At 71.6% G+C, this 15796-nt stretch carries 13 protein-coding genes; 7 read left to right on the forward strand and 6 right to left on the reverse strand.

All coding sequences use genetic code 11. From position 1 onward, the window contains the following. Positions 1 to 15: 15 nt before the first annotated feature. The 3 genes from ACWFR3_RS40985 to rsmH are packed head-to-tail and all read right to left on the reverse strand — an operon-like array spanning position 16 to position 3554. On the reverse strand, positions 16 to 1977 hold the full coding sequence (locus ACWFR3_RS40985; RefSeq protein ID WP_453739806.1) for a peptidoglycan D,D-transpeptidase FtsI family protein: 1962 nt from the start codon (positions 1975 to 1977) through the stop codon (positions 16 to 18). Between the two features lie 5 nt (positions 1978 to 1982). Next, complete coding sequence (locus ACWFR3_RS40990; protein WP_453739807.1) at positions 1983 to 2549, reverse strand: FtsB family cell division protein; 567 nt, start codon at positions 2547 to 2549, stop codon at positions 1983 to 1985. A gap of 48 nt (positions 2550 to 2597) precedes the next feature. Then, complete coding sequence (gene rsmH / locus ACWFR3_RS40995; protein ID WP_453739808.1) at positions 2598 to 3554, reverse strand: 16S rRNA (cytosine(1402)-N(4))-methyltransferase RsmH; 957 nt, start codon at positions 3552 to 3554, stop codon at positions 2598 to 2600. Between the two features lie 356 nt (positions 3555 to 3910). Here rsmH and ACWFR3_RS41000 point away from each other — a divergent pair, with 356 nt between their 5' ends. From ACWFR3_RS41000 to ACWFR3_RS41015, 4 genes are all read left to right on the forward strand, one after another. Continuing rightward, the gene (locus ACWFR3_RS41000) at positions 3911 to 4531 is read left to right on the forward strand and encodes a beta-class carbonic anhydrase (RefSeq protein WP_453739809.1); all 621 of its coding nucleotides are present in this window, start codon (positions 3911 to 3913) and stop codon (positions 4529 to 4531) included. A gap of 225 nt (positions 4532 to 4756) precedes the next feature. After that, positions 4757 to 5776, forward strand: coding sequence for an AAA family ATPase (locus ACWFR3_RS41005; protein ID WP_453739810.1), 1020 nt, complete (start codon positions 4757 to 4759; stop codon positions 5774 to 5776). Continuing rightward, positions 5776 to 7143 (forward strand): DUF58 domain-containing protein, encoded by a 1368-nt coding sequence (locus tag ACWFR3_RS41010; RefSeq protein WP_453739811.1) that lies wholly within the window; start codon positions 5776 to 5778, stop codon positions 7141 to 7143. The genes ACWFR3_RS41005 and ACWFR3_RS41010 overlap by 1 nt, the downstream gene beginning before the upstream one ends. A gap of 79 nt (positions 7144 to 7222) precedes the next feature. Further along, complete coding sequence (locus ACWFR3_RS41015; protein WP_453739812.1) at positions 7223 to 9649, forward strand: transglutaminase TgpA family protein; 2427 nt, start codon at positions 7223 to 7225, stop codon at positions 9647 to 9649. A 192-nt stretch (positions 9650 to 9841) separates the two neighbouring features. Here ACWFR3_RS41015 and ACWFR3_RS41020 read toward each other — a convergent pair whose 3' ends face one another. From ACWFR3_RS41020 to ACWFR3_RS41030, 3 genes are all read right to left on the reverse strand, one after another. Next, on the reverse strand, positions 9842 to 10252 hold the full coding sequence (locus tag ACWFR3_RS41020) for a DUF3040 domain-containing protein (RefSeq protein WP_383285357.1): 411 nt from the start codon (positions 10250 to 10252) through the stop codon (positions 9842 to 9844). Positions 10253 to 10526: 274 nt separating this feature from the next. Beyond that, a complete protein-coding gene (locus tag ACWFR3_RS41025) occupies positions 10527 to 11303 on the reverse strand; it encodes a methyltransferase (protein ID WP_453739813.1) in 777 nt (258 codons plus the stop codon). A 163-nt stretch (positions 11304 to 11466) separates the two neighbouring features. After that, on the reverse strand, positions 11467 to 12003 hold the full coding sequence (locus ACWFR3_RS41030; protein WP_453739814.1) for an SAV_6107 family HEPN domain-containing protein: 537 nt from the start codon (positions 12001 to 12003) through the stop codon (positions 11467 to 11469). Between the two features lie 162 nt (positions 12004 to 12165). Here ACWFR3_RS41030 and ACWFR3_RS41035 point away from each other — a divergent pair, with 162 nt between their 5' ends. From ACWFR3_RS41035 to ACWFR3_RS41045, 3 genes are read left to right on the forward strand one after another with little or no spacing between them, the layout of a single operon-like run. Then, positions 12166 to 12963 carry an ATP-binding cassette domain-containing protein gene (locus ACWFR3_RS41035; RefSeq protein ID WP_453739815.1) on the forward strand — a complete coding sequence of 266 codons (798 nt, stop codon included), beginning with the start codon at positions 12166 to 12168 and terminating at the stop codon, positions 12961 to 12963. Then, positions 12935 to 15019: a YhgE/Pip family protein gene (locus ACWFR3_RS41040; protein WP_453739816.1), complete on the forward strand. Its 2085-nt coding sequence runs from the start codon at positions 12935 to 12937 to the stop codon at positions 15017 to 15019. The genes ACWFR3_RS41035 and ACWFR3_RS41040 overlap by 29 nt, the downstream gene beginning before the upstream one ends. Positions 15020 to 15069: 50 nt before the next feature. Continuing rightward, positions 15070 to 15687, forward strand: coding sequence for a TetR/AcrR family transcriptional regulator (locus tag ACWFR3_RS41045; RefSeq protein WP_453739817.1), 618 nt, complete (start codon positions 15070 to 15072; stop codon positions 15685 to 15687). Positions 15688 to 15796 lie beyond the last annotated feature (109 nt).

The following is a 15796-nucleotide window of genomic DNA, read 5'->3' on the forward strand; positions in this document are numbered from 1 at the left end:
CAGAGCCGGCAGGGCTCAGGGTTCGAAGGTGACGGGAAGCCTGGCCGCGCCCTTGCCGGTGGGCGGGACCTGGAGCGTCTTGAGGGCGAACTGCATGACTTCCTTGTAGATGGGGCCGCAGATCTGGCCGCCGAAGTAGCTGCCCTTGGTGGCGTTCTGGATCGCGCAGTAGACGGTGACGCGCGGTTTGTCGGCGGGCGCGAACCCGGCGAACGACGAGGTGTAGCCCTTGTACTTGCCGGTTTCCGGGTCGACCCGGTTGGCCGTACCCGTCTTGCCCGCGATCCGGTAGCCGGGGATGCGGGCCTTGGTGCCCGTGCCCTCTTCGTCGTCGACGACGGACTCGAGCATGTGCGACACCGTCTTGGCGGTCTTCTCGCTCACCACGCGGGTCTTCTTGGGCTTCTTCGCGGGCGTGAAGCGGCCGTCGGGGCCCTTTATGCCGCGTACCAGCGTGGGCGCGACGCGTACGCCGTCGTTGGCGATGGTCGAGTAGACGGAGGCCGCCTGCATGGCGTTGATCGAGAAGCCCTGGCCGAACGGGATCGTGTACTGCTGCGAGGTCGACCACTTGTCGGACTTCGCGAGGATGCCGGACGTCTCGCCGGGGAAGCCGAGACCGGTCTCCCGGCCGATGCCGAACTTCCGCAGATACGAGTAGAGCGACTTGTTGGCCTCGCGCTGGGTCTTGCCCAGCTCGCCGGTGGCCAGGATCGTGCCGATGTTGCTGGACTTGGCGAGCACGCCGTTGAGCGTGAGGTGCCAGGTCGGGTGGTCGATGTCGTCCTGGAAGAGCCGGTCGCCGCGGTGCAGCCGGTTGGGGACCGTCACATGCGTGCCGGGCGTGGCAGCGTTCTCCTCCAGTACGGCGGCCATGGACATGACCTTGGCGGTCGAGCCCGGCTCGAAGGCGTCCTGGAGCGAGGCGTTGCCCATGGCCGTGCCGTCGGCCTGGGAGAGGTCGTTCGGGTCGAAGCCCGGGGAGTTCGCCATCGCGAGGATCTCGCCGGTCCTGGTGTCCTGCACTATCACGTAGCCGCGGTCCGCCTGCGACTTCTTCACCTGCTCGGAGATCGCGCTCTGCGCGGCCCACTGGATGTCGCGGTCGATGGTCAGCTCGACGTCCGAGCCGGGCACGGCGGGCGTCTCCGTGCTGCCCGCGGTCGGCACCTGGTGACCGCCCGACTGGGCGTACCTGATCTTGCCGTCCTTGCCCGCGAGCTCCTTGTTGAGCTGCTGCTCCACACCGCCGCCGCCCTTGCCGTCGGCGTTGACCCAGCCCAGTATCCCGGCGCCCAGGGTGTCGTTCGGGTACACGCGCTTGCTGCTGGGGTCCTGGAAGACGCCCGCCAGGACGTTGGCGCTCTTCTTGTCGGTCTGCGCCTTGTCTTCGAGCGCGCCGCGCAGGTCCTTGATCTGCTTCCAGACCTGCGGGGTCTGCCGGCGGGCCAGCAGGACGTAGCGCGTCTTGGGGGTCTTGAGCTGCTCGGTGAGCCGGTCGACGTCCTTGTCGAGGATCGGGGCGAGAAGCTCGGCGGCCTGCTCGGGCCCGTCCTTGATGCCCATCTCCTTCGCGGTGAACATCGTCGGGTCGGCCGTGATGTCGTACGCGTCCACGCTGGCGGCGAGTTCGACGCCCCTGCGGTCGGTGATGCCGCCGCGCTCGGCGGTCAGGACATGGCTGAAGTAGCGGTTCTTCTCGGCCTTCGTCGTGTACACGCTCGCGTCGACCGCCTGCACCTGAAGGAGGCGTACGACAAAGGCCAGCATCACCAGGGTCAGGCCGAGGCTGACCATGCGCAGGCGGGGCCGCGGGCTGCCGAGCCGGATCGTGCGGCCCTTGGATGCGGCGGGGCGCGGGCGGCGGGCCGCGGGGCGGGCCCCCGCTCCCGGGCGGCGCTGCTGGCCCGGCCGGGCGGGGCGCGAGGGCCGCGCGGGTGCCGGGACCCTGCGTCGCGGGGGTTGGCGGTCCGTCACTTACGTCACCTGCCGGAGGTCGAGGGGCCGGGCTTCGCGGAGGGGAGGGGCGTGGGCGGGGCTTCTGAAGGCGCCGAGGGGGCGGCGGAGGGGGCAGGAGATGCCGGGGACGGCGTCGGCAAGGGCGAGGGCGTCGCCGGGATCGAGACCGAGGGCGCCGGGGACGCCACCTCCTGCGGCCGCGGCTCGGGCCGCAGCGCGGAGGACTTGGCGGCGGCCCCGGGAACGCCGCGCACGGTGCCGTCCGGGTTCAGGAACGCCGGGTCGCCGCCCGGCACCATGCCGAGCTCGCGGGCCCGCTCCTGTAGGGCCTCGGGGGCGGCGTAGGCGTCCACGTCCCGCTGGAGTTCCTGCTCCTGGTCGGTCAGCTCCGTCGTCTCCTTCTTCAGCTCGCTCAGCTGGAACGAGCCTTCGTTGAGCGAGGAGTTCAGGATGAGCAGGCCGATCAGACCGCCGCCGAGCAGCACCACGACGAGCAGCACGAAGGGTGTGCGCGCGGCCTGGTTCGGCCCCGTCGGAAGGAGCCGCGCGAGCCGGGCGGCCCGTCCGCGCAGCTGGGGCTTCTTGCTCATGGGGCCTCCTCAGGGACGCCGTTCACGGGTGTTCCCGGCGGACGCGCTTCACGGAGTCTCCTCGCGGATGCGCTGCGCACCCCGCAGCCGTGCCGGGGCCGCCCGGCGGTTCTCGGCGATCTCTTCCTCGGTGGGGAGTTCCGCGCCGCGCGTGAGCAGCTTGAGCCGGGGCTGGTAGCGCTCGGGGACGACGGGCAGGCCGGGCGGCGCGGTGGTCGCGGCGCCGGCCGCGAGCACCTGCTTGACCAGGCGGTCCTCGAGCGAGTGGTACGAAAGGACAGCGATGCGGCCGTCGACGGCGAGCGCCTTCACGGCCGCCGGGATGGCCGCCTCCAGGACGCTCAGCTCGCCGTTGACCTCGATGCGCAGGGCCTGGAAGGTGCGCTTGGCGGGGTTGCCGCCGGTGCGCTTGGCGGCCTGCGGCAGGGAGTCGCGGATCAGCTCGACGAGCCGCGCGCTGTTGCTGAACGGCTCCTTCTCGCGCTCGCGCACGACGGCGCCCACGATCCGCTTGGCCTGCTTCTCCTCGCCGTACTGGCGCAGGATCCGGACCAGTTCGCCCGGTGCGTAGGTGTTGAGGACCTCGGCCGCGCTGACGCCGGTCGTCTGGTCCATGCGCATGTCGAGGGGCGCGTCCTGTGCGTAGGCGAAGCCGCGGTCGGCCTCGTCGAGTTGCATGGAGGAGACGCCGAGGTCGAAGAGGACGCCCTGGACCTTGGCGATGCCGAGGCGGTCCAGTACGTCGGGCAGTTCGTCGTAGACCGCGTGCACCAGTTCGGCCCGGTCGCCGAAGGGAGCGAGCCGCTCCCCGGAGAGCCGCAGGGCTTCCTTGTCGCGGTCGAGACCGATGAGGCGGGCCGAGGGGAAGGTGGACAGCAGGGCCTCGCTGTGGCCGCCGAGTCCGAGGGTGCAGTCGACGACGACCGCGCCCGGCTGGGCGAGCGCGGGGGCCAACAGGTCCAGGCATCGCTGGAGCATCACCGGGACGTGTCGGGTCTGGCTCAAAGGGCCCTCTCAAATCCGGCGCGGCGTCCTGCGCACGGCCGGGTCCCCGCCCGCTCGCGAAGGGGAATGGCCTGCTGGCGCCGGGGAAGTGGCGTCAGCCGACCGGGAGCGGGAGGAGGCCGAGCCGTACGTACGCACCGCGTACGCGGGGGATTCAGGCAATCCCCGGGTGAACAGTCCAGCGGGGAGCAGGTCACGGCCCTCCCACTTCGCGTCACTTTAGTCCACCCTGTCGCCCGGTCAATCAACTGGGCTGCGCGTCGCGGACGGGTCCTCCACGGAGTCCCGGATCGCGCTCCGTCACCCGTTCGGAGGTAACCGGTCCATCCCTGTGGGTTAGCTCACAACAAGACTCATTGACGTTCTTTGTCCCTTCTCACAGCGGGCCCGGACGATCAGCGCCGACTACCGTCATAGCCATGTCGACTTCCGCATCCCCCACGGACAGCTCCCCCGCGCAGACGGGTGGCATAGCCGCCGACGGCACCGTCACGGACCGCCTCGTCGAGGCCAACCAGCGCTACGCCGCCGGCTTCACCGACCCCGGCATGGACGCCCGGCCCGTCCTGGGCGTGGCCGTCGTCTCCTGCATGGACGCCCGCATCGACCTGCACGCCGCGCTCGGCCTCGACCTGGGCGACTGCCACACGATCCGCAACGCGGGCGGCGTGGTCACCGACGACGTCATGCGCTCCCTGACGATCAGCCAGCGCGCGCTCGGCACGCGCAGCGTCGTACTGATCCACCACACCAAGTGCGGTCTGGAGAGCCTCACCGAGGAGTTCCGGCACGAGCTCGAGATCGAGGTCGGCCAGCGGCCCGCCTGGGCGGTGGAGGCCTTCCGCGACGTCGATCAGGACGTACGGCAGTCGATGGAGCGCGTACGGACCTCGCCGTTCCTTCTGCACACGGACGATGTGCGGGGATTCGTCTTCGATGTGACCACGGGTCTGCTGCGGGAGATCGACCCTGCGTGACCGGCTCCGGACCGGACCTTTCCGGGCCGGTCCGGCGGTCAAAAGGCCGCAAGAACCGACATATCGCCGCCAGTTATCCGCGGGCGAGTGACACAACCCGGTATGCCCAACAAGAATGCGGGTGTGGCATCGCGCTGAACCGTTCAGGCGCGGTGTCCGTGTTTCGGGGTGGGCCGGGCCGCACAAAAACGCGTCGGCCCGGAGAACGTGTCCGAGGAGGGCCGGGTGACGACCTATGACGATCGAGCGAGCCTCACAGATCTGACCGCCACAGCGGAGCGTGTCCGCAGGTCGGTCGAGGGTGTGATCGAAGGTAAGCCAGAGGTCGTACGGCTTTCGCTGACCGTGCTCCTCGCCGAGGGGCACTTGCTGATCGAAGATGTACCGGGCGTGGGAAAGACCATGCTCGCCAAAGCGCTCGCGCGGTCCATCGACTGCTCCGTGCGACGCATCCAGTTCACGCCCGACCTGCTGCCGTCGGACATCACCGGTGTGTCCATTTTCGACCAGCAGCGCCGGGACTTCGAGTTCAAGCCCGGCGCGATCTTCGCGCAGATCGTGATCGGCGACGAGATCAACCGCGCGTCTCCCAAGACGCAGTCCGCGCTCCTTGAGTCCATGGAGGAGCGCCAGGTCACCATCGACGGGCAGACCTACGAACTGCCGAGCCCCTTCATGGTGGTGGCGACGCAGAACCCCGTCGAGATGGAGGGGACCTATCCGCTGCCCGAGGCGCAGCGCGACCGCTTCATGGCGCGCGTCTCGATCGGCTATCCGAACGCGGAGGCCGAGCTGCAGATGCTGGACGTGCACGGCGGTGTCTCACCGCTCGACGACCTCCAGCCGGTGGCGCACGCGCACGACATCGTGAAGCTCATCGACGCGGTCCGCACGGTCCACGTCGCCGACTCCGTGCGGCGCTACGCCGTGGACCTGGTCGGGGCGACCCGCAACCACCCCGACCTGAGACTCGGGGCGTCCCCGCGCGCCACGCTGCACCTGCTGCGGGCCGCCAAGGCCTCCGCGGCGCTCAGCGGCCGTGAGTTCGCCCTGCCGGACGATGTGCAGGCCCTGGCCGTGGCGGTGCTCGCGCACCGGCTGCTGCCCACCGCACAGGCCCAGCTGAACCGGCGTACGGCCGAATCGGTCATCCTGGAGATCCTCCAGCGCACGCCCGTACCGGCCGCCGTCCAGCCGAACAGCGGCTACTTCAACCAGCAGCCGCCCGGCGCCCGGAGGCTGTGATGGCGGACGGGGGGCCGCAGCCGGCGCAGGCCGAGGAGGGCAAGGGCGGACTGCGGACCGCGCTCGCGGGGCTGACCACACGCGGGCGTTCGTTCCTCGCGGCCGGGATCGCCGCCGCCATCTGCGCGTACGTCCTGGGGCAGAGCGATCTGCTCCGGGTCGGGCTGCTGCTCGCCGTGCTCCCGCTGGTGTGCGCGACGGTGCTCTACCGCACCCGCTACCGCGTCGCGGGCAGCCGCAGGCTCTCCCCCGCGCGCGTGCCCGCCGGTTCGGAGGCCCGCGTCCATCTGCGGATGGACAACGTCTCGCGCCTGCCCACGGGTCTCCTGATGCTCCAGGACCGGGTGCCCTACGTGCTGGGGCCGCGGCCCCGTTTCGTGCTCGACCGGGTGGAGGCCGGGGGCCGCCGCGAGGTGTCCTACCGCGTCCGCTCGGACCTGCGGGGGCGCTATCCCCTCGGTCCGCTCCAGCTGCGCCTGACGGACCCCTTCGGGATGTGCGAACTGACCCGCTCCTTCTCGACGTACGACACCCTGACGGTCATCCCGCGCGTGGAGGCACTGCCTCCGGTGCGGCTGACCGGCGAGGCCAAGGGGTACGGCGACGGGCGCAACCGCTCGCTCGCCCTCGCGGGCGAGGACGACGTGATCCCGAGGGGCTACCGCCACGGCGACGACCTGCGCCGCGTCCACTGGCGCTCCACGGCTCGCTACGGAGAGCTGATGGTGCGCCGCGAGGAGCAGCCGCAGCGGGCCCGCTGCACGGTGCTCCTGGACACCCGGGCGCACGCCTTCCGGGGCGCGGGGCCCGACTCGGCCTTCGAGTGGGCGGTGTCGGGCACGGCGTCCGCCCTGGTGCACATGCTGGAGCGGGGCTTCTCGGTACGGCTGCTCACCGACACCGGCAACTCCGTGCCCGGCGAGGGCTCGGACGGTTTCGCGGGCGCCAGCCAGGAGTCGGCCGACGCGGCGGGACTGATGATGGACACCCTCGCGGTGATCGACCACTCGGACGGGGCGGGGCTCTCCCCCGCGTACGACGTACTGCGCGGCGGCAACGAAGGCCTCCTCATCGCCTTCCTCGGCGACCTCGACGAGGAGCAGGCCACGGTCGCCGCCAAGATGCGCCAGCGCAGCGGGGCCGCGGTCGCCTTCGTCCTGGACAGCACGGCTTGGGCCCAGGGGCCGGGCGGCGCTCCCTCGGGCCCCGGCGACGAGCGGATCCGGATGCTGCGCGAGGCGGGCTGGACGGCCGTGGCGGTGCCTCCCGGCGTCGCCCTGGTGGACCTGTGGCGCCAGGCCGACCATCTGCGGGCGAGCACGGGCCCGGCCCCCGCGGCGGGGACGACGACCGGGGGCTGGGGATGAGCGGGGGCCCGTCTTCCGACGGGACCACGGGTACGAGGCGCACGACGCGTAGGACGCGTACGACAACAGGGGGACGTTCATGAGTGGGCGCGCGCGACTCGCGCTCTGTGCCACGGCGGCGACGCTGATGGCATCGGGAGCGCTGCTGCCGCTCGTCGATCCGGCGACGTGGTTCGTCCAGGCGGCGATCCTGCTCGCGCTGCAGAGCGGCGTGGGCGCGCTCACCCGGCGGGTCCCGCTGGCCCGGCCGGTCACCGTCGCGGTGCAGGCCCTGGTGACGCTGTTCCTGCTCACCCTCGTGTTCGCCCGCGAGCAGGCGATCGGCGGGGTGATCCCCGGCCCCGACGTGATCCGGGAGTTCGGGCTGCTCCTGGAGGCGGGCGGCAACGACGTCGGGCAGTACGCCATCCCGGCGCCGCTCAGTGACGGCATCCGCCTGATGCTGGTCGGCGGCGTCCTGGTGATCGGCCTCGCGGTGGACGCCCTCGCGGTGACGTTCCGTACGGCCGCGCCCGCCGGCCTGCCGCTGCTCGCGCTGTACTCCGTCGCCGCGGGGCTCTCCGGGGACGGGGCCGGGTGGCTGTGGTTCCTGCTCGCGGCCGCCGGGTATCTGCTCCTGCTCCTTGCGGAGGGGCGGGACCGGCTCTCCCAGTGGGGGCGGGTCTTCGGGGGCGCGGCGCGCGCGCCCGGCCGGATCTCGGGGGGCCTCGAGACCGACAGCGGCGCGATCGCGCCGGTCCGCACGGGACGGCGCATCGGCGCCGTCGCCCTGGGCATCGCCCTGGTGGTACCGCTCGCGCTGCCCGCCCTGGACGGCGGGCTCCTGGACGGTTCCGGCGGGGCCGGAGGCTCGGGTTCCGGCGGTGGCGGCACGATCTCCGCGGTGAATCCGCTGGTCGCGCTCCAGGACAGCCTGAACGAACCGGACGACCGCGAGGTCATCTCGTACAAGACGAACGCCAAGGAGACCGCGAACCTCTACCTGCGGATCGTCTCCCTCGACCAGTTCGACGGCACGGCCTGGAAGACCACCGTCCGGAGCATCGAGGACGTGCCGTCCCGCCTGGAGGACCCGCCGGGGCTCTACCCCGACGTCCCCCGCAGCGAGATCCAGACGAACATCTCCGCCGCCGACAGCTACGCGCAGAACTGGCTGCCGATGCCCTACCCGGCGAGCGAGGTGAAGATCAACGGCCGCTGGCGGTACGAGCCGGTCGGGCGCGCCCTGGTCGGTGACCGCGGCCAGACCACGCGCGGCGCCCAGTACGAGGTCAAGAGCCTCATCGTGCAGCCGACGGCGGAGCAGCTCGCGGGCGCGGGCGAGCCGCCCAAGCAGCTCGCGCAGGAGTTCACCAAGGTGCCCGACACCTTGCCGTCCGTGGTGGCCACCGAGGCACGCCGGATCACCAAGGGCACGGCGAACGACTACGAGAAGGCCGTCAAGCTCCAGGACTACTTCGCCTCCGAGGGCGGCTTCACGTACAACACGCAGGTACGGGCGGGCAGTGGCCCGGCGGCGATCGCGCGCTTCCTGGAGCAGAAGGAGGGCTTCTGCGTCCACTTCTCGTTCGCCATGGCCTCGATGGCGCGGACGCTGGACATCCCGGCGCGCGTCGCGGTGGGCTTCACGCCCGGTGCCGCACAGGCGGACGGCTCGATGTCGGTCGGTCTGCGGGACGCGCACGCCTGGCCCGAGCTGTACTTCGAGGGCGTGGGCTGGACCCGTTTCGAGCCGACCCCGAACCGCGGCACGGTGCCCGAGTACACCCGCCCGGACACCCCGTCCGACGGTTCGAGCGACCCCGCGGTGCCCGAGCCGAGCTCGTCGTCGGCTCCCTCCGACGAGCCGTCGGCCTCCACGAGCTGCCCGCCCGACCAGCAGAAGCAGGGCGGCTGCGCGAGCTCGGCCCCGGCGATCGCCGGGGGCTCGGGCGACGACGGGTTCCCTCTCGGCATGAGCGTTCTTGTGGCCCTGGGCGCGCTGGTGGTGATCGGGGTGCCCTTGCTGCCGATGCTGTGGCGCAAGCGGATCCGGGCGGTGCGACTGGGATCCCCCGGCCGCACCGAGGCCGACGCGGCCGCGCGGACCCTCGCCGCCTGGCTCGAAGTGACCGATACGGCCTGGGACCACGGGATCACGCCGGACGAGTCGCAGACCCCGCGCAAGGCGGCGGCCCGGATCGTACGCATCGGGCAGCTCGCCCCTGCGCCCGCGGAATCCGTCCAGCGTCTTGCCGCGGCGGTCGAGCAGGTGCTCTACGCGCCACGGCCGCAGCCGACGGCGGGCCTGGCGGACGACGTGCAACGGGTGTCCGACGGCCTGCAGGCCACGTCGAGCCGGCCGGCCCGGCTGCGGGCAACTCTCGCGCCGCGTTCGGCCGCACGGGTGGTGTGGGCGGTCTCGGACCGCTGGACGGCGTTCAAGGAACGGTGGTCCGGGAGGATCGCCGAGCGGTGGGCGGCACTGCGGAAGCCGTCGGGACCGTCACCGCAGCAGGAGGGCTGAGCCCGGGCCGCTGGCGGCTGAGCCCGCGCTCAGGGCAGCTGAGCCCGGGCCCCCGGCAGGGGGCTCGGGCGTTCCCGGCACAAGGCTCGCGGCATGCGTAAGGGGTGACCGCCCTAGCGGTCACCCCTTACGCGTGTCAGCCGTCGACCTCGGTGAGGCCGACGGCCGGCGCACTGCTGAAGAGCTGGAAGCTCATTGGCCCTGTTCGTCGCGGCGGCGCTGCCAACGCTGCTCGATCCGGTCCATCATCGACTTCCGCTGCCGGGTCTGCCGACGGGCCGGGGCGCTGCCCGGTGCCGTTGGCGTACCGGCGGCCGGTTGTTCACCCGGCTTCGGCGCTTTGCGCCATCCGGTGACGGCGAGCACCGCACATCCCAGCATGACGAGGAATCCCACCACGCTCACCCAGATCTGCTGGGCGACCATTCCGGCCATGAGAAGGGCGATACCCACAAGGAAGCCCGCGACCGCTTGGTAGACCCGTCGCCGGGTGTACGTACGCAGCCCGCTTCCCTCGAGCGCTGTCGCGAACTTGGGATCTTCGGCGTACAGCGCTCGCTCCATCTGCTCGAGCATGCGCTGCTCGTGCTCCGAGAGCGGCACGGAGTCCTCCTCATCGTGCAGTCGCCGGGGCGACCGGGGGTCCCCTTCAGGATAGGCAGGGAATCGCCCCCGTGAAACCCGCCCCTCTGCGCCAACTTCGCCAAACCGGACCGCCCTGCCGCTCCGGCTCGCTGAAGCGTGCATTCCCCAGCGGCCGACCCGGCATGCCGGACGGTCTGCCTCGATCATACGGCGCCCATAGCCCGTTCGGGGGGTGTGTGCCGTACTCCATGTGCGGCTGCGCTGCTGATCAGCGGGGCAGCCAGGGCGGACGTCAGGCCTCTTCGGCATCCCGGGTCTCGCCCAGCACATGCAACTGGGTGGCCACGGAGTGGAAGGCGGCGAGCTCGGCGGCGGCCGCCTCCAGCTTGAGGAGCGCCTCCAGAGCACCCGGTTCGGTGTCCACGAGGACGCCCGGAACGAGGTCGGCGAAGACCCGCACTCCGTGCACCGCGTCGACCCTGACGCCCGCGCCCTCGACCAGACCGGTGAGCTGGTCGGCGGTGAAACGCCGGGGCACGGGGTCGCCGTCGCCCCAGCGTCCTGCCGGGTCGTCGAGCGCCTGCCTGGCCTCGGTGAAGTGCCCGGCGAGCGCCCTGGCGAGCACGGCTCCGCCGAGACCCGCGGCCAGCAGGCTGAGGGTGCCGGAGGGACGCAGTGCGCCGACGGCGTTGCGTACGCCCTCGGCGGGGTCGTCCACGTACTCCAGGACGCCGTGGCACAGGACGGCGTCGAATCCGGCGCGCTCCACGACGTCGAAGAGGCCGTGTACGTCGCCCTGGACGCCGCGCACGCGGTCGGCGACGCCTGCCTCGGCCGCCCGGCGCTCCAGCGCGAAGAGGGCGTTCGGGCTGGGGTCGACGACGGTGACGCGGTGGCCCAGGCGGGCGACGGGCACGGCGAAGTTGCCGCTGCCGCCTCCGGTGTCGAGCACGTCGAGGGAGTGCGAGTCCCGGCCCGTGGCCTTGACCCGGCGGTCGAGGGCGTCCTTGAGGACCTCCCAGACCACGGCGGTACGGAGAGAAGCGCGGGGGCGCATCGGGTCCGACACGGCAGTTGACTCCTCGGCGCGTCCACCGCACGTCCGCGGCGGAGCTAGGGGATTCCCTCCGCCGGCCTGCGCGGCAGCGGGGAGGGTGCGGGCGCTCCCACCTTATTGCCTTCGGCCGACTGCCCCGTCACCCGTCCCGCGGCCTGTCCCGCGGCCTGTCCCGTCACCCGTCGCGGCTCGCGTCCGGCGGCTCCTGCCTGGGCTGGGGCAGCACGGGCTGCAGGACGAGCATCCGCTCGACGAGGCGTAAGAACATCGCCACGTCACGCAGCAGGTCGTCCGCGTCCCGGACGGTGGCCGCGCCCTGTATGCCGGCCTCCGCGCGGGCCCTGCGGGGCGCGCCGGAGGCGAACAGGGCGCTCCATTCGGTCAGTTCGGGGGCTATCTCGGGGAGCACTTCCCAGGCGCTCCTGATCCGCTGCCTGCGCCGCGGGGTCTCTTCGGGGCGGCCGCGGGCGGCGAGGACGGCGGCGGCGGTGCGCAGGGCCGCGAGGTGGGCCGTGGCATAGCGCTCGTTCGGAGTCTCCAGGTGCGCGGCCTCGTCGATGCCGGCGCGGGCCTGGGCGAGCAGTTCGAGTGCGGCGGGCGGGGCCGTGGCCCGGCGCAGGACGGGGTGGACGTCGCTCGCGGGGCCGGTCAGTGAGGGGGCAGGGCCGACGGGGCGGTGCCGACGTGCGGCTGCTGCGGAAGTGCTGGCCATGACGAACCTCCTGTCGTCGCGTAACGGCTATGTGGCCGTATGTGCACATCGTGTAGTACGCCACTGACAATCGGCTCTGACCTGCGACTTTGCTCCGATCGCGGCTTCACGTTAGTTTTTGCACTGACCAGTCAGTTCAAAAGAAGGCGCGAGGGGGGAACTGTGGACGGGCCGAAGGACGGCACGCGGGAAGCGGCCGTCACAGCGCAGGGGTTGGGGCTCAAGGGGCCGCGGGGCTGGGCGTTCCGCGGGGCCGACGTCGAGGCCGGATCCGGGTCGCTGATCGCGATCGAGGGGCCGTCGGGGTCGGGCCGGACCTGTCTGCTGCTCGCGCTCACCGGGCGGATGCGGCCCACGGAGGGCGAGGCCACGGTGGGCGGCTTCCGGCTGCCCAAGCAGCTCGCGGCAGTCCGGCGGATCAGCGCGCTCGGGCCCGTGCCCGGCGTGACGGATCTCGATCCGGCGCTGACCGTCGCCGAGCATCTGCGCGAACGGGCGCTGCTGCAGCGGAGGTTCGGCGGCTCGCTGCGGGCCCTGCTGCGGCCGCGCGCCGAGCGTGCCGCCGAGGCGCGGCTGCGGATCGACACCGCGCTGAGTGCCGCCGGCCTCGACGTGGAGTCGCTGCCCAAGGGGCCGCGGACCTCCGTACGCGACCTGGAACGCCTTGAGGCGCTGCGGCTCTCGGTGGCCCTTGCCCTGATCGGGCGGCCCCTGCTGCTCGGCGTGGACGATGTGGACCTCAAGCTGTCGGACGCCGAACGCGACGCGGCCTGGGCCCTGTTGAGGTCCCTCACGGAGAGCGGCATCACCGTCGTCGCCGTATGCAACGAAGCGCCCGACGACGCGGTCACCGTGTCCACGGCACGTAAGAACCCCATGGCTGAGACCGGCCCGGAAACCGACCCGGACGACAACGACAAGGAGACGGCCGATGCGCTCGCCGAAGCTGGCCGCGCTTGAGCTCAGGCGCTTCGGCAGGGGGAAGCTGCCGCGCATGGCGCTGGTCGCGCTCCTGCTGCTGCCCCTGCTGTACGGCGCGCTGTACCTGTGCTCGTTCTGGGACCCGTACGGCCGTCTCGACAAGATTCCCGTGGCGCTCGTGAACGACGACAAGGGGGCCACGGCCGGGGGCAAGAAGCTCGCGGTGGGCGACGGCATCGTCGACGGGCTCGAGGACAGCAAGACCTTCGACTGGCGCGAGGTGAGCTCCGCCGAGGCACGCAAGGGCGTCGAGGACGGGACGTACTACCTGTCCCTGACGATGCCGTCCGACTTCAGCAAGCGCGTGGCGTCGAGTTCGGGGGACTCTCCGGAGACAGGCGCGCTGCAGGTGCACACGAACGACGCCAACAACTACATCGTCGGGCAGATCTCCCGGACGGTCTTCTCCGAGGTGCGCACGGCGGCCTCCACGAAGGCGTCGCGCTCCTTCCTGGACAAGATCTTCATCTCGTTCTCCGACATCCACGGAGCGACCGAGAAGGCCGCCAAGGGCGCCGACAAGCTCGACAGCGGCATCGGCGAGGCCAAGAAGGGCTCCAAGAAGCTCGCGACCGGCCTGAAGGACGCCAAGGACGGCAGCGGCGATCTGGCCGGCGGCATCAAGAAGCTCGACAAGGGCGCCGGTGATCTGGAGAGCGGCTCGAAGAAGGTCTCGGACGGCACCCAGAAGCTGGCCGACAAGGTCAATGGCACCGCGAACCAGGTGCGGCCCTTCCTGAAGGACAACGGCAAGACCATCGGGGACACCGCCCAGCTGGTCGCCGACTCCTCCAAGGCCCTGCGCGGCAATCTGGACACCTGGGTCAAGCTCGCCCCGGTGGCGGCCGACGGCGCCAAGAAGGGCTCCGAGACCATCGGCGGCCTCTACACGGAACGCTGCGAGAACCTCCCGGTGCCCGACCCGGCCTGCCCGAAGCTCAAGGAGGCCAAGAAGGCCGCCGAGAACGTGTCGACCATCGCGGACGACATGAACACCGTCGTCAAGGACCAGAACAGCGACGTCAAGAAGCTCGACAAGCACCTGGCCACGCTGCAGAAGAAGTCGCAGGAGCTCGCCGAGCGCGCACCCCACCTCGACGAGGACCTGGACAAGGCCGTCACCCAGATCAACGACCTCAACACGGGTGCGGGCAAGGTCGCCAAGGGCGCCAAGAAGCTGCACACGGGCCTCGGCACCGCCAAGACCGGCGCCGACGACCTCGACACCGGCATCGGCAAGCTGGAGACGGGCGCCACCGATCTCAAGGGCGGCATGTTCAAGCTGGCCGACGGCTCCGGGAAGCTGTCCGGCGGGCTGCACGACGGCGTCAAGAAGATCCCCGACTACGACAAGCAGGACCGCGACCAGCGCACCGACGTCATGGCCGACCCGGTGCAGCTCGCCTCCCAGTCGATGCACAAGGCGCCCAACTACGGCACGGGCTTCGCGCCGTACTTCATCCCGCTGTCCCTGTGGGTCGGCGCGATGGTGGCGTACATGCTGATCCAGCCGCTCAACCGGCGCGCGCTCGCCGCGGGTGCCTCCGCCTGGCGGATCGCGTTCGCGGGCTGGCTGCCGGTCGCCGCTCTCGGCGTGCTCCAGACGGCGGCACTGATGTCGGTCCTGCACTGGGGGCTCGGCCTGCAGATGGCGCGGGCGGCCGGGACGGTGGGCTTCCTCTGCCTGGTGACGTGCTGCTTCGCGGCGATCGTGCAGTGGCTCAACGCACGCTTCGGGGCGGCCGGGCGCATCCTCGTCCTGGCGGTCCTGATGCTCCAGCTGACCTCGGCGGGCGGCACGTACCCCGTCCAGACGAGTCCGTCCTTCTTCGGCGCGATCCACCCCTTCCTGCCGATGAGTTACGTCGTGGACGCCCTGAGGAGGCTCATCACGGGCGGCGGGCTCGGCCCGGTGTGGCAGGCGTGCGTGGTCCTGACGGCCTTCACCGCGGGCGCCCTGGCCCTCACCGCGCTCTCCGCGCGCCGCAAGCAGGTGTGGACCCTGGACCGTCTGCACCCGGAGCTGAGCCTGTGAGACCGGCAACCGCGCCTGTGCGGGCGCCAAGACCTGTGAGAATCGGGCCCATGGACAGCAGCGCAACCAGCACCCGGCGAGAGGCCACCCGGCAGAAGCTCTACGAAGCGGCCGTCACGCTCATCGCGGAGCAGGGCTTCTCGGCCACGACGGTCGACGAGATCGCCGAGCGGGCCGGGGTAGCGAAGGGCACGGTCTACTACAACTTCGCGAGCAAGTCGGTCCTCTTCGAAGAGCTGCTGCGGCACGGCGTCGGCCTGCTCACCGCTTCTCTGAAAGAGGCGGCCGAGAAGGCGGCGGGGAGCGGCGGCCGGCAGGTCGACGCCCTTGACGCGATGATCCGGGCGGGCCTGGGCTTCATCGACCGCTACCCGGCCTTCACCCAGCTCTACGTCGCCGAACTGTGGCGCACGAACCGCGCCTGGCAGTCCACCCTGATGGTGGTCAGGCAGCAGGCGGTGGCCGTCGTCGAGGACGTCCTGCGCGCGGGCGTCGAGAGCGGCGAGCTCAGCGAGGAGATCGACATCCCCCTGACGGCCGCCGCGCTCGTCGGGATGGTCCTGGTGGCGGCGCTGGACTGGCAGGCCTTCCAGCCGGAGCGCTCCCTGGACGACGTGCACTCGGCGCTCTCGCGACTGCTGCAGGGCCGGGTGAGCGGAGGGCGCTGAGCCCTCCCGGAGTGCCGTCCGAACCGGAGTGCCGTGCGAACCGGAGTGCCGTGCGAAGCCGTGCACGAAGAAGCGCCGGTCCCGCGCCACCTGATCTCCAGGTGGTGCG

This window comes from Streptomyces sp. NPDC055189 (genome assembly GCF_053606765.1).

Bases quoted from the DNA above. Each gene is read 5' to 3' on its own strand.
- ACWFR3_RS41010 (WP_453739811.1), top strand. From the start codon at position 5,776: ATGGCGGACGGGGGGCCGCAGCCGGCGCAGGCCGAGGAGGGCAAGGGC.
- ACWFR3_RS41015 (WP_453739812.1), top strand. From the start codon at position 7,223: ATGAGTGGGCGCGCGCGACTCGCGCTCTGTGCCACGGCGGCGACGCTG.
- ACWFR3_RS41030 (WP_453739814.1), bottom strand. From the start codon at position 12,003: ATGGCCAGCACTTCCGCAGCAGCCGCACGTCGGCACCGCCCCGTCGGC.
- ACWFR3_RS40990 (WP_453739807.1), bottom strand. From the start codon at position 2,549: ATGAGCAAGAAGCCCCAGCTGCGCGGACGGGCCGCCCGGCTCGCGCGG.
- ACWFR3_RS41040 (WP_453739816.1), top strand. From the start codon at position 12,935: ATGCGCTCGCCGAAGCTGGCCGCGCTTGAGCTCAGGCGCTTCGGCAGG.
- ACWFR3_RS41045 (WP_453739817.1), top strand. From the start codon at position 15,070: ATGGACAGCAGCGCAACCAGCACCCGGCGAGAGGCCACCCGGCAGAAG.